We start from the raw sequence: 13,401 nt of genomic DNA, 5'->3' as shown, positions 1-13,401 counted from the left end.
GGGTCCTGCCGGAGCGGGCGGGGCGCCGGTCGCGATGGCGTCCTCGTCGTCGCGGGCTTCCTGGTCCTGCCCGGGCGGGCGGGGTACCAGTGGTAAGTCCACAGCGTAGACATCACTGGTCCGCCCACTCCCAGCCACTCATGATCGCGCGGAGCCCGCGCTCGAACTGGGTGTCGGGCGAGAAGACGAAGCCCGTGGTCGCGGCATCGAAGGTCGGCGTCCCCGGGGAGCGGGGACAGCTGCCGCTCCCCGAGGCCCCTGCGGTGACTCCTTCGGTGGCGCCCGCGGTGGCCCCTGCGCCGGTGCCCGTGGCAGGGTCGGGGACCTCCGCCGCCAGGTGCCCGATGGTGAAGGCGGTCAACACGTTGAGCAGGACCAGGAGGTCGGGGCTCGGCCGGGCCCCCGCAGCCTCGAGGGCAGCCAGTGCGCGCTCCGCCATGGCCACCTGGTCGGAGGAGGAGACCGGTCGAGCCGCGACGAGCTCCAGGGCCCGGGGATGCACCAGGAGTGCTCGCCGCAGTTCTCGCATGGCTGTCATCGCCAGCTCCTGCCAGTCCTCGGACCGGGCGGACAGCGCCTCTCGGAGAGCACCCTCCCACAGGGAGGCGACGAGTGCGTCGAGGACGGCGGGCTTGTTCTCGAAGTGGCGGTACACGGCCATCGGGTCGACCCCGAGCGAACGCCCCAGGGACCTCATGGTGAGACCGCGGACGCCGTGGGTGTCGATGATGCCGAGGGCCGCGTCGAGGATCCTCCTGCGGCTCAGTCCCGCCCTCGTGGACCGTCCGCATCGTCCCACGAGGCCCCCGCGACGCGGCTCCCCCCGCCCCTCCCCGGAGCGCTCGGGTGGGGGAGGCGCGGTGCGCTCAGTCACGGACGAGGGCGAGGAGGTGGTCGAGGACCTTGCCGCCGGAGGCGCGGATGCCGTCGTGCTGGTACTCGTTCGTCACCCACACCCGGGTCCCGCGCACCAGTTCGGCGGTGTCCAGGGAGAGCTCGCGGGGCACGAACATGTCGTCGAAGTAGACGGCGGCCGCGAGCGGGACCTCGTTGCGGGCGAGGACGTCGGGCAGGTAGACGGGGGTCCAGTCCGTGCGCCGGGCGAGTTCCTCGGTGGCTCCCCTGAGGGGGACGAGGGCGGGGTCCTCGTCGAAGAAGGCGTGCATCATGTGCTCGCCCGTGAGGTGGTAGGGCTCCGAGATGTCCAGGGGATCGGCGTCGGGCTGGAAGCCCGGGATCTCCTCCGCCAGCCTCTGTGCGCTCCAGTTCGTGGCGTGACCCGCCAGGTCCGGTGTGGCGCCCGCGTAGATGGCTTCGTGGAGCGCGCCGTAGGCAGGGTTCATGGACACGTGTGCGGCGACGCCCTCGAGGAACTCCGAGGAGAGACGGCGCTCTCCGCGCACGTGCACCCACGGCCCCTCCAGGAGGTAGTGGAGCTGGTCGAAGCTGGTCGTCATGCCCAGGCCCAGGCCGATGAGGCGGAAGCGTTGGGTCGACAGGCGCTCACCGGTGGGCAGGTGTTCCTCGGTGTCGCGCAGGTGGGCGGCGACCTCGCGGATCGTCGCCTGGTCCCAGGGATAGCGCTCGAGGTAGGTGCGGTTGCGCTGGGCGGTGCGGGCGTAGGTGAGGCGGTAGATCTCGTCGATGTCGACCAGGCCGGGCAGACCGCCGGCGACGAGGGAGGTGCTCAGTCCCTCCGGCGCCAGCGAGAGGTAGGCCAGTGTCAGGAAGCCCCCGTAGGACTGGCCGAGGCTGACCCAGGGGCGACCACCCGTGATCTCCTGGCGCATCACCTCCGCATCGCGCACGATCTGGTCCTGGCGGAAGAACGTCAGGTGGTCCGCGCGCTCGCGGTCCGTGTCGAAGGCGGACAGGGACTGGGCGTCGATGCGCGTGGACTGACCGGTCCCACGCTGGTCGAGCATGACCAGGCGGAACTCCTCCAGGGCGCGCCCGTACCAGGACTCCTCCAGGAAGTTCCCCGCGCGGGGACCACGACCACCGGGACCACCCTGCAGGAAGACCAGGTGGGGCAGGTCCTCACCCCCGGGGCGCACGACCTCGCGCGCGAACACCTCGATGCCCGGATTGTCGGGGCCGAGGGGGCGCCCATGGTCCAGGGGCACCTCGATGCGGTGCTCGAGGACTGTGCAGGAGTGCTGGGTGTACGTCGCGGTCACAGGCATGTCCCCAGCGTATCGGTGTGTCCGCGGGCCGGGACTCCCGCCACGACCGACGCGGGAGCGTGCCCCGGGGAGTCCGGGCGGAGTGGGTGGGACGGGTGGACGCGGCACGGGCGTGTGGTCCCCTGGACCGGCCCCAGGTCTTCCGCGGAGCCTGCGCGAGGATCAGCCGATAGGCTGGACGGAGCGGACAGGGAATGGGTGACCCCTCCACGACGGGGCGGGCGGGGAGCCGAACGACGCATCGCCCCGCACCACCCGGAGGAGCACCATGTGCCCCACATCCACTGAACCCGGACCCCACCGGCGGGGCCGCGGCTACCCGGTCGGGGACGGCACTGCGCGGATCCCGCCGGCGGGCCCCGGTCCTGGTGCTCTCCGCGGTGACCCCGCCCGTCGCGGGACCGGTCACGATGTCGATCACGATGACGGCGACGGTGGCGGGGCAGGCATCCTGCTCACCGCTCCCCGTCTGTGGACGGGCACCGGTGACCCGGTCGAGGACGGGGCCGTCCTCGTGCGCGACGGGACGGTCATCTGGGCGGGACCACGGAGGGAGGCTCCTGCCGGGGCCGCCTCCGCCCGCAGGGTCGACCACCCGGGCTGCACGATCCTTCCGGGTCTGGTCGAGACCCACGCCCACCTCTCCCACGGTTCGCCGCCGCTGATCCGACCGACACTGGCGACCGAACGACACCAGGTGCCCTGGGATGTGCTCTCCTCGCTGCACACGGCCCGGGTGCTCGCCTCCCAGGGAGTGACGACCGTGCAGTCACTGGGGGCGCGCCACTTCACCGATGTCACCCTGCGTGAGGCCGTCAGCGCGGGAGTCGTCCAGGCTCCGCGCATTGTCGCCTCGGGGCCGCAGATCACGACCACGGGAGGTCACTCGTGGCGCAATGGTGGCGAGGTCGACTCCCCGGACGACATCCGTCACAGGGTCCGCGAGCACCACAAGTGGGGCGTCGACGTCGTCAAGGTGATGGCGACGGGCGGCTTCATGACCGAGGGCTCGGCACCGTGGAACCCCCAGTTCTCCACGGAGGAGCTGCGTGTCCTGGTCGGGGAGGCCCACCGGCTGGGCAAGCACACGGCAGCCCATGCACACGGGACGGAGGGCATCCGGCGCTCGGTGGAGGCCGGTGTCGACTACATCGCCCACGCCAGCTTCACCGGTGAGGACGGGGTGACGGGTTTCGACCCCTACCTGGCCGAGGAGATGGCCGAGCGGGGGACCTTCGTGGACGTGAGTGCCGTCCCCACCTTCCCACCCGTCGAGGGGGAGCACTTCGGCTCGCGCGCCCGGGAGCTGTGGGAGCACGGAGTGGGCATCGTGACGGGCAGTGACATCGGGGCCGTGCTGCCCCCGGAGGGGTACCTGTGGGCTCTGGAGCAGTTGGCGGCCTCGGGCATCCCGTCCCGGGAGGTCCTGGTCGCTGCGACCTCGCGTGCGGCGGCGTCCGCCGGTCTGGCCGGGGTCACCGGCGCCCTGCTCCCGGGCTACGAGGCGAACCTCATCGTCGTGGGTGGCAACCCGCTGGAGGACATCGCCGACCTGCGCGACCTCCGTCTGGTCCTCCTGCGTGGCGGGGAGTTCGTCCCCGAACCGTTCGAGGCGTACGAGCCGCCGTCAGGGTTCGGTGACCCGCCGGCCCGCATCGTGCGGATCCGGCGTGACCGGGAGGAGCGTGCCCGGCGACATCCCCTGGGGTGACCGGCTCCGGTCGGTGCAGTGGGGGTCGGTCCCGGGGCCGGTGTGGGCCGCGTTCGGGCCCGTGTGGTGGGTGAGGTCGACTGTGGGTGTCGGCGAGTGCGGTGGGAGTCGATCTCGTGGCCACTGTCCTCAGCACGGGCGGGTTCGTCCGCTCAGCTCCGGGGTGTGGACTGGTGCCAGACCAGGCGCAGGCTCCGCGCGCCCTCGGCGGACAGCGAGGGCGACCACAGGCTGGACTCCACGGAGGTCCCGTCCTCCCAGGACATCCGGTAGACGACCAACCAGGCACCGTCACCCGCCGCGGTGGCACGCATCCGACCGATGCGGAGCCCGGCGGGCACGGGACCCCCGAGACCCCGCGAGGAAGTTCCGTCCGGCCAGACCCTGCGGGCATCGGACCCGGACAGCGCGCGCAGTGCGTCGGCGTCCCCACCGGCCCATGCACGTACGAAGGCCTTCTCGGCGTTGAGCACTTCCGTCTCGCCTGCTCCGGGGTCCGGTGCACCGACGGGGCGGGTCGACCGGGTCGGAGGAGCGGAGGGGGTGTGGGCCCCTCCCTCGTCGGCGTGGTCCCTGCCGGGCAAGCCGCCGGAACCCCCTCGCCCACCCGGGTGCCCAGCAGAGCCGGACACCGCGCCACCACCAGGGGCCTTCCTGCCCGGGAAGCCGGGGCCTCCTGCAGCGACGCGCCCCTGTTGGTGGGCCTCGGCCGCTGCGCGCGCGAGGTCGTCGGCACGCTCGTTCAGGGCATGTCCGGCGTGACCGCGGACCCACTCGAAGGTGACGGTGCGCCCCTGCATGGCCTCGTCCAGGGCCTTGACGACGTCAAGGTTCTTGATGGGCTTCTTGTCGGCCTTCTGCCAGCCGCGCTTCTTCCACCCGTGGCGCCATTTGGTCACGGTGTTGATCGCGTACTGGGAGTCGGCCAGGACGTGCAGCGGTTCCTCGCCCAGCCCCGCCTCGGCCGTCGCGCGCAGGAGTTGCAGGACCGCGGTGAGCTCGCCGAGGTTGTTGGTGCCGTGGTCCCAGCCCCCGGAGTCCCAGCAGTCCTCCGAGACCACCCACGCCCATCCCGCGGGCCCGGGGTTGCCCAGTGCCGAACCGTCCACAGCCGCCGTGATCGTCATGGTCGCCATGGTATCCGGGGGCACGGGCGCCTCCGCCGGCGCACCGTGGGGCGTCAGTCCGTACGGGTGCACCGGAGTCCGACCAGGTCATGCCTGCAGGGCACCGCCCCCACCGGACCGGCCCCGGGCGTCCTCGGTCGGGCCGTCGGGCACCACCCTCGTCGCCAGCAGGGCCGGACCGGCAGCAGTCAGGATCCAGCCCGCGCAGGCCACGCAGTTCGCGCGGTCCCGAGCCAGGCGGCGACGTTCACGCGCCGGGATCGTAGTAGCTGACCAGTCCGTCCTCCGCGGCACGCCTGAAGAGGTCGATGCGGGACTCCGCCGCCCGTCCCACCGACCGGTACTTGTCGCGGATCCGCGAGACGTAGGTGTTGACGGTGTTGCGTGAGATGCCGAGCTGGCGGGCGACGACATCGGAGGCCTCGCCCGAGGCGTAGCGGGCCAGGACCTGCGCCTCCGTGGGTGAGAGGTGGGAGGAGACGAAGTCCTCGTCCGCGTCCAGTGCCGCAGCCCACTCCAGACCCGGCGTGGTCCGCCCCTCCGAGGCCTCCAACACGGCCTCGACCAGGTCACACGGGGGTGCGGACTTGCGCACGATGGACAGGGCGCCCGCGGCGATCGCCTCACGGACCAGGACCGGGTCGTCGGCGGAGGTGTAGACGACGACCGGGACACCCAGTTCCCCCAGTGCCTGGAGGTTCTCGGTGGGGGTGCTCCCGTCCGCGAGACGGAGATCGAGGACGATCACCACGGGCCCGTCCAACTCAGGGAGCGCGGAGACCGTCGGGACGTGGTGCACGGCGGAGATCCGCTCGGAGACCTCCACGGCCTGGGAGACGCCCAGGGCGACGATCTCGTGGTCGTCGACGACCACGACGGACAGGGGCTCCTGACACCCGGATGCATCGGTCACGACCCGAACCTCCTCCCGAACCCCGGCCGGGGCTGTCCCCAGTCTCCCTCGCCGGTCCGAGTGAGAAGGAGCCTTTCATGATTCGGACGGGTGGAGGGTCCATCGGGGAGACGACGGCGCGCCGCGCGGTGACCCACGGGCAGACTGGGCCGTGTGCAGGCGTGACCGTCGTGGTGGCGCGAGGTCGGGGGGGGGGAGACGTGCATGGTCGCAGTGGGACGCACGGGCGCGCGGGTGACGGACCGCGGGCGACCAGGCGGTGTCCTCGTCCGTTCCGTCCCCGGTCCCTACTCGGTCCGACTGCACCGCATCATCGCGGTCATCGCGGCGCTGGCGGCGCTGACGACGGACGTCCTCAGCATTCCCGTCATCCTTGCCCGGTTGGCCGTCGGTCCGGTCGCCCCCGGCTTCCTCCGACTGGCCCCGTTGGTCGGACTGCCCGTTGCCGCCGGTCTCCTGGTGTTGGCCGCCGCGATCCTCTCCCGCCACCGGGCCGCCCCGGACGAGGGGCGCACGACCTCGGATGTCCGACTCGGACCCGTGGACCGGTTCTGGCACCTCCTCCTGGCCGTCCTCGTCCTGTGGTACCCGCTCCTGCTGGCCATCGTCCCCTTCCCCGCCCAGGGGTTGACGGCGGCAGCGCCGGCCCTCGCACCCGACCAGGACTTCGTCGTCTCGTACAGCACACCCGTCGTGGTCGCGTCCCCCCTGGTGCTGCCCCGCAGGACACGGTTCGCCTATGCGGTCGCCCTGGCCCCGCTCTCCGTCCTCTTCCTGGTCCGCACCGGCAGCGAGGCCAGCCTGGGGACGCTCCAGGCACCGGTCTTCCTGCTCGCCTTCAACCTGCTGTTCCTCGCGGCAGCCACGTGGGTGCTCGACCAGGCCCGGAGGCTCGACGTGGCACACCAGGTCCGGGAGGGTCAGGAGGCCACCACACGCATCGCGAGCGCCCGCAACCGCGCGCGCAGACGGATGAACGACTTCGTGCACGACCACGTGCTCTCCGCCCTCGTCCCCCTCGCCAACGGGCTCGAGGACGACGCACGTCTCAGGGCGGCGGCCGGGCTCGCCGTCTCCTCCCTGGAGGGGACCGTCGCCGGTGACGAGGTCGCCACCTCGACCGCCCTCTTCGACACGATCGCCAGGCGATCGCGGATGGTGTGCCCGGAGATCCGGACCACGGTGAGGGTCGGGGTGGACCATGCCCTCCCACCCGATGTGGGCCGCGCGGTCCTCGACGCGGTGGGCGAGGCGATCACGAACTCCCTGCGTCACGCGGGCGGGCAGGATCCGTGCCTGCGGATCGGTCGCAGTGTCGCGATGCTCTCGGAGGAGGCGGGTGTCACCGTCGTCGTCGCCGACGACGGGAGGGGGTTCGACCCCCACGACGTCCCCACCGGGCGCCACGGGATCCGTCACTCGATCATCAGACGCATGCAGGAGGCCGGCGGCTGGGCACGCGTGGAGTCGGGCACCGGACGGGGAACCCGGGTGGAACTCGGTTGGCAACACCCCAGGGACGGGGCCGAGGGCGTCCTCATGGACACCGACCCAGGAGCGGTCGGCGCCGGGACCACCGCAGGACCGGGGAGGTCCGCGGTGCCGCCGGACGGGAGCGCGCGGCGACACGGTGAGTCCTGGGGGCGGCGCGTGGGTGTGGGACGTCGGACGGAGGAACTCCCCTGGGGCGTGAGCGTGTCCTCCTCCATGCAGACGCTTCCCGCGAGGGTCGTGGGTGTCTGTGCAGTGCTCGCCCACGTCTTCCTCCTCGTGGCGAACGCGCAGGTCTACACCCATCTGTCTCCCGTCATCGTCTCCCTGGGGGCCCAGGGCGTGGTGGCCGTGCTCCTCCTGTGGGAGTGGCCCGGCGCCAGGCTTCCCCGATGGGTCGCGGTCGCTGCGCCGCTCGTCATCGGAGCCACCAACATGGCGGTCCTCCTGGTCATCCCGACACCGGGATGGCCCGGGTACGCTGCCTGGACACTCGGCTCGGCGACGATGCTGTGCTGGGGGCTCATCATGCGTGAACGCAGGTGGGCGGCCTGGGCGGGGTGGGTGCTGCTGGTCGCGACGACGGTGGTGTGGGTCCTGGTCACCGGTCGACCCCTGGTCCTCGCTGCCTCGATGACTGTGGGGCACATGGCCACCATCGCCCTGTGGGACCTCGTGGCGACCTGGTCCGGGCGCGTGGCCGAGACGATTGCCGCCGACGAACGCCGCCAGATCGAACTCGTCGCGGAGCAGCGTGCCCAGGAGGAGGTCAGGCGGCTCCAGGACGAGGCCATGGCCTCGGTGGCGGACCGTGCGCTGCCGGTCCTGGAGGCCGTCGCGTCCGGGACGGACCTGACCCCCGAGCTGCGCACCCGGGCGCGCCTGCTGGAGGCCGAGCTCCGCGACGAGATCCGGGCTCCCTGCTTCACGGGGACCCGGGTGGTCCCCGCCGCCCGCGCTGCGCGCGGGCGGGGCGTCGAGGTGGTCCTCCTCGACGACGGACCCGAGTCCCCGGTGGGGGACGTCCTGGAGGGCGTCCTGGTGGAGGAGGTCGCCCGGGTCCTGGAAGGGGCGGAGAACGGTCGGGTGGTGGTGCGCAGGCTTCCCCCCGGTCGTCGTGTCGCGGCGACGCTCGTCACGCAGGGGACGCACCTGACCTTCTCGGCCGACGGGGACGTCTCGCGGGAGTGACCTCGCGTCGGCACACTCCCGGGACGGCGGGGCCGACCCCCGTGGTTCGCCGCACTCCCCGGGCCCGGTTCGCGAGCGTGTCCGCGGGTGGTCGCTGCGGTGCCGGGTGCCGGGGGAGGTGGGGCCGGCGTCGTCCGGCAGCCAGTACAGGAAATGAGACATCGACGTCGCACCGGTGCGGACCTATTGTGGGCACCGGTGATCCCCGAGGCGGTGGGTGCACCACTGGAACGTGGTCCGGGCACGGGCGGGTGCCCGGACCATTCCTCTCTCCCGGGGCCTTCGCTCGGTGGCATGCCGTCCGGCCGCCTACCACGGTCGGCCGCCTCGGAGCCGGCTGCCGGTCCGCATGACCTGAAGCGCCCGTCCGGGAACCCCGGGTGATCGGCTCTCACCGCCCACCGCGCCGCCGTGGCCCCCCGGACCCGTGGTCACGAGCCCGCAGTCGGGTCCCGTCACTCGGGCACCGGCGGCTGCGGGGCGCAGCTCAGTCCCGGACCCCCAGCTGACCCAGGGCGAACGCGAACTCCTCCGCGCGGGAGTCCCAGGCGCCGTAGCGCCCGGACTTGCCGCCGTGGCCCGCCACCATCTGTGTGCGCAGCACGATGGGACGCGAGACCGGGTCGTTGGTGGAGGCCTCCCGCAACCGCTGGACCCACTTCGTGGGCTCCACGAAGAACACGCGGGTGTCGTTGAGTGAGGTCGAGGCGAAGACCGCCGGGTACTCCACGCCGTCACGGACGTTCTCGTAGGGACTGTAGGAACGCATCACCCGGTAGATCTCCTCCGACTCGATGGGATTGCCCCATTCCTCCCACTCACCGACGGTCAGGGGTAGGGAGGGGTCGAGGATCGTCGTGAGGGCGTCCACGAAGGGGACGCCCGCCAGCACGACGCGGAAGGCCGAGGGGTCCAGGTTCGTCATGGCCCCCATGAGGAGCCCGCCCGCGGAACGTCCCTCGGCGGCGAGACGTCCCGGTGCGACCCACCCGGAGGAGACCATCCACTGGGCCACGTCGACGAAGTCGGTGAAGGTGTGGGGCTTGCGCTCCAGCTTCCCGTCCTCGTACCAGGCCCGGCCCAACTCACCACCGCCACGCACGTGGGCGACGGCGTAGACGACGCCGCGCTCCAGGAGTGGCAGACGCATGACGGAGAAGAACGGGTCGACGGAGACCTCGTAGGACCCGTACCCGTAGATCCATCCGGGCGCGGTCCCGTCGGCGTTCACACCACGGCGGTGCACCAGGGACACCGGGACGCGGGTGTGCCCGTCGCGGGCCGTGACCCACTGGCGTTCCTCCACGTAGTCCTGCGCATCCCAACCGGGGACCTCGAGCTCCTTGAGGACCCGGCGCCGACCGGTGCGGGGATCGACCTCGATGACCTGGGGCGGGATCGCCAGGGACTGGTGCTCGACACGGAAGGTCGTGTCCTCGAAGCGGGGTCCTGCGGCCGACTCGATCGTGCGCACCGGCGAGTCGGAGTCCACCAGCTGTCCGGCACCCCACACCGTGCTGAGCGCCGCGGGTGTCAGGGGATCGGTGCCCGCGGGCTGTTCCCTGAGACGGTACTCGACCTGTGTGAGGCCCTCGGAACGCAGGCTGAGCAGCATGAACGTCGAGAAGGCCTCGACACCCAGGAGGCGTTCGCCCTCGCCGGCCCCGCGCAGGGGGACCCAGGTCTGCGGCGGGGCGAGCAGGCGTGCGGGCGCAGCGTCCCCACCGTCCGCAGTGTCACCACCTGCGCGGTCCCCGCCGACTGGAGCGTCGCCGCCGGGCGCCGTGGGTGTCGCCGCCTGACCGCTCCGGCCCTCATCGAGGGGACGGAGGAAGGGCGTGAGGTCACGCGGCAGCGCGGCGGCCGCGAGCGTCCCCTCGCGCGAGGTGGCGGAGTGGACGAGCAGGAGGTGGTCGCCGGCGGGCTCGACATCGACGAGGACGTCCCTGGTCCGCCCCGTCACCGGGACCGGCGCGCAGGTGGGGTGGGCCGTGGGCCAGAGCCAGACCTCGGAGGTGGTGGTGGACTCGGCGATGACCTCCACCCAGGCGCGGTCGCGGCACGTGGCGAAGTAGAGCGCGAAGCGCTCGTCCGGCTCCTCCATGACCAGGCGGTCGGAAGCCGGGTCCGAGCCGATCTCGTGGAGCCACAGCTGGTGCTGGCGCCAGGCGTCGTCCACGCGTGGGTAGAGCAGGTACCGCCCGTCGGCGGACCAGGCCAGCCCCTGACCGGTCCCGGTGACGCCCTCGTCCAGGACCTCTCCGGAGGCCGCGTCCTGGACGATGACGGTCCATCTCTCGTCCCCGAGCACGTCTCGCTGCCGGGCGATGCGGGAGGCATCGGGGGAGGGGGCGAGCGCGCTCAGGCGGAAGAACTCCCGTCCGCGGGCCTGCTCCTCCTCGTCGACGAGCAGCTGCTCACCGGGCAGTGGTACGCCGGGGCGTACAGTGGGCGCCACGGGATCGGGGGTGGTGGTGTCCACGGGGACACGGTGGTGGGAGGCATAGGAGTGCCCCTCGGTGGTGCGCGAGAAGTACCACCAGTCGCCCTCGCGGACGGGGACGCTGGTGTCGGTCTCCTCGGTGTGGGAACGGAACTCCGCGACCAGCCGTTCGGCCAGGGGGCGCGTGGGCGCCGTGATGCGGTCGGTCCAGGCGTTCTCGGCCTCGAGGTGGGCGATGACCTCGGGGTCCTCCCTGTCGCGCAGCCACTCCCAGGGATCGGCGAAGGACTCCCCGTGGAAGGTGCGGGGGCGGCCGGGACGCTTGGGGGCGGCCGGCGGAGTGCCGGGGGTGGTGGGCTGGGGGGCCGTCGAGGTGGTGGGGGGCTGACTCATGGTCCACCACACTAGACCCGGCACGCCCCCGCTAGGCTGCTGGGAGCGCGGGCGCGGGCGCGCGAGGAGGACGGATGGTGGACCCGGTGGTGGACGGATGACGACGACCCAACTCACGACGAATGTGCACGACACGGCGCTCATCTTCGAGGGCGGGGGCATGCGCGGCGCGTACACGGCGCCCGTCGTGTCGACCCTGTTGGAGGCCGGCATCCATGTCGAGTGGTTCGCCGGCATCTCGGCCGGGTCCACGCACGTGTGCAACTACGCCTCCCGTGACGCGGCGCGTGCGAGGCGTTCCTTCGTCGACATCGTCTCCGACCCGGAGTTCGGCGGGATGCGTTCCTTCCTGCGGGGGGACGGCTACTTCAATGCCGCCCACATCTACGAACACACCTCCCTGCCCGACGAGTGGCTCCCCTTCGACTGGGCCACGTACCGGGACAACCCCGTGCAGCCACGCGTCGGTGCCTTCAACGCGACGCGGGGACAGGAGGTCTGGTTCACCAAGGAGGACATGTCGACCCTGGTGGACCTGACCGTGCGGGTGCGCGCCTCCTCGACGTTGCCCGTCCTCATGCCGCCGGTGACCATCGACGGGGAGGTCTTCGTCGACGGCGCACTCGGACCCGATGGTGGCATCGCCCTGGACGCCGCGGAGAGTGAGGGCTACGAGAAGTTCTTCGTGGTGCTGACCCGCTCCCGCACCTACGTGAAGGGTCCCCAGCGCTTCCCCTCCGCGGCCTGGTTGCGTCGGCGCTACCGGGACCTGCCCTCCGTCGCCGAGGGCATCCTCGCCCGCCCCGACCGTTACAACGAGACGCGCCGCAGGGTCTTCGAGTTGGAGCAGCAGGGCCGGGCCCTGGTGTTCGCCCCGGAGGACCTCCACATCACCAACACGGAGAAGAGGCTGTCCCGCCTGGAGCGGACCTGGGAGGCGGGTCTCGCCCAGGCCCGGAGGGAGCTGCCGCGCTGGCAGGAGTTCCTGGGGGTCTGAGCGTCGCCGTCGAGGGCGGGATCCGAGGGGCGCGCCCTCGTGCAGTGGGTCGGCCCGTGGACCGCGCGTCACCCGCCCCACCCTGCCCCGCCCCACCCGGGGCCCGGGATCGTTCAGGCGGCCACTGCCGGTGCGCGACCCCACAGGTCGGCGTAGGCGCCCCCGGCGCGTACCAGGTCCTCGTGGCGTCCGCGCTCGACGACCCGCCCCCCGGAGAGGACGAGGATCTCGTCGGCGTCCACGACGGTGGTCAGGCGGTGGGCGATGGTCAGTGTGGTCCGCCCCCGCGAGAGGCGGTCGAGGGCGTCCTGGAGCTCGTGCTCGGTGCGGTTGTCCAGTGCGCTGGTCGCCTCGTCGAGGATCAGCAGGGCCGGGTCGGCCAGGAGTGTGCGGGCGATGGCGAGGCGCTGCTGCTCGCCGCCGCTGAAGCGGTGGCCCCGCGCGCCCACGACCGTGTCGAGGCCGGCAGGGGTGGCCGCCACCGTGTCGGCCAGCCGGGCGGCGTCGAGTGCCTCCCACAGCTCCTCGTCGGTCGCGTCGGGTCGTGCCAGGCGCAGGTTCGCGGCGATGGTGTCGTGGACCAGGTAGGTCTCCTGGCTGACCATGCCGACGACGCGGGTGAGGTCGCGGCGGGTGAGGTCGCGCAGGTCCACGCCGTCCAGCGTCACGGTTCCGGAGGAGGGGTCCATGAGGCGGTCGGCGAGGGCGGCCACGGTGGACTTGCCGGACCCCGTCTCCCCGACCAGGGCCAGGGTGCGGCCGTGACCCAACTCGAAGGAGACGTCGTGGACGGCGTCGACCGGGGCGCCGGGGTGGCGGAAGGTGACGTGGTCGAAGCGCAGGGTGGCGGTGGGGTGGGTGGGGAGGGGCCGCGCGAGGTCGGTGGCCGGCTCGGGCACGTCCGTGCGCAGGTCCATGTAGCCGAACACGCGGGAGAGGATCGCCGTCG

At 72.4% G+C, this 13,401-nt stretch carries 9 protein-coding genes; 3 read left to right on the top strand and 6 right to left on the bottom strand.

Annotation, left to right across the window (positions count from 1 at the left end; genetic code table 11):
• Positions 1-112: 112 nt before the first annotated feature.
• Both BQ9890_RS15930 and BQ9890_RS10420 read right to left on the bottom strand, forming a co-directional pair.
• The gene (locus BQ9890_RS15930) at positions 113-874 is read right to left on the bottom strand and encodes a TetR/AcrR family transcriptional regulator (protein WP_078062377.1); all 762 of its coding nucleotides are present in this window, start codon (positions 872-874) and stop codon (positions 113-115) included.
• On the bottom strand, positions 867-2,186 hold the full coding sequence (locus BQ9890_RS10420; protein ID WP_075891362.1) for an alpha/beta fold hydrolase: 1,320 nt from the start codon (positions 2,184-2,186) through the stop codon (positions 867-869). The genes BQ9890_RS15930 and BQ9890_RS10420 overlap by 8 nt, the downstream gene beginning before the upstream one ends.
• Before the next feature lie 268 nt (positions 2,187-2,454).
• On the opposite strand from BQ9890_RS10420, the gene BQ9890_RS10415 reads away from it, so the two are divergent.
• Positions 2,455-3,897: an amidohydrolase family protein gene (locus tag BQ9890_RS10415; RefSeq protein ID WP_075891360.1), complete on the top strand. Its 1,443-nt coding sequence runs from the start codon at positions 2,455-2,457 to the stop codon at positions 3,895-3,897.
• A 152-nt stretch (positions 3,898-4,049) separates the two neighbouring features.
• Here BQ9890_RS10415 and BQ9890_RS10410 read toward each other — a convergent pair whose 3' ends face one another.
• Positions 4,050-5,024, bottom strand: coding sequence for a ribonuclease H family protein (locus tag BQ9890_RS10410; protein ID WP_075893045.1), 975 nt, complete (start codon positions 5,022-5,024; stop codon positions 4,050-4,052).
• A gap of 247 nt (positions 5,025-5,271) precedes the next feature.
• Positions 5,272-5,937: a LuxR C-terminal-related transcriptional regulator gene (locus BQ9890_RS10405; protein ID WP_230297902.1), complete on the bottom strand. Its 666-nt coding sequence runs from the start codon at positions 5,935-5,937 to the stop codon at positions 5,272-5,274.
• A gap of 204 nt (positions 5,938-6,141) precedes the next feature.
• Between BQ9890_RS10405 and BQ9890_RS10400 the strand changes: the two genes are divergently transcribed.
• Positions 6,142-8,619: a sensor histidine kinase gene (locus BQ9890_RS10400; RefSeq protein WP_075891358.1), complete on the top strand. Its 2,478-nt coding sequence runs from the start codon at positions 6,142-6,144 to the stop codon at positions 8,617-8,619.
• A gap of 487 nt (positions 8,620-9,106) precedes the next feature.
• On the opposite strand, the gene BQ9890_RS10395 is transcribed toward BQ9890_RS10400, so the two are convergent.
• A complete protein-coding gene (locus BQ9890_RS10395; protein WP_075891356.1) occupies positions 9,107-11,455 on the bottom strand; it encodes a S9 family peptidase in 2,349 nt (782 codons plus the stop codon).
• 97 nt (positions 11,456-11,552) lie between these two features.
• Here BQ9890_RS10395 and BQ9890_RS10390 point away from each other — a divergent pair, with 97 nt between their 5' ends.
• Positions 11,553-12,452, top strand: coding sequence for a patatin-like phospholipase family protein (locus BQ9890_RS10390; protein ID WP_075891354.1), 900 nt, complete (start codon positions 11,553-11,555; stop codon positions 12,450-12,452).
• Positions 12,453-12,565: 113 nt separating this feature from the next.
• On the opposite strand, the gene BQ9890_RS10385 is transcribed toward BQ9890_RS10390, so the two are convergent.
• A partial coding sequence (locus BQ9890_RS10385; RefSeq protein WP_143226444.1) for an ABC transporter ATP-binding protein occupies positions 12,566-13,401 on the bottom strand: 836 nt, incomplete at its 5' end.

It is taken from the genome of Actinomyces provencensis, from assembly GCF_900155435.1.
GTDB classification, from domain to species: Bacteria; Actinomycetota; Actinomycetes; order Actinomycetales; family Actinomycetaceae; genus Pauljensenia; species Pauljensenia provencensis.
This window is presented reverse-complemented; position numbering and strand designations above follow the sequence as displayed.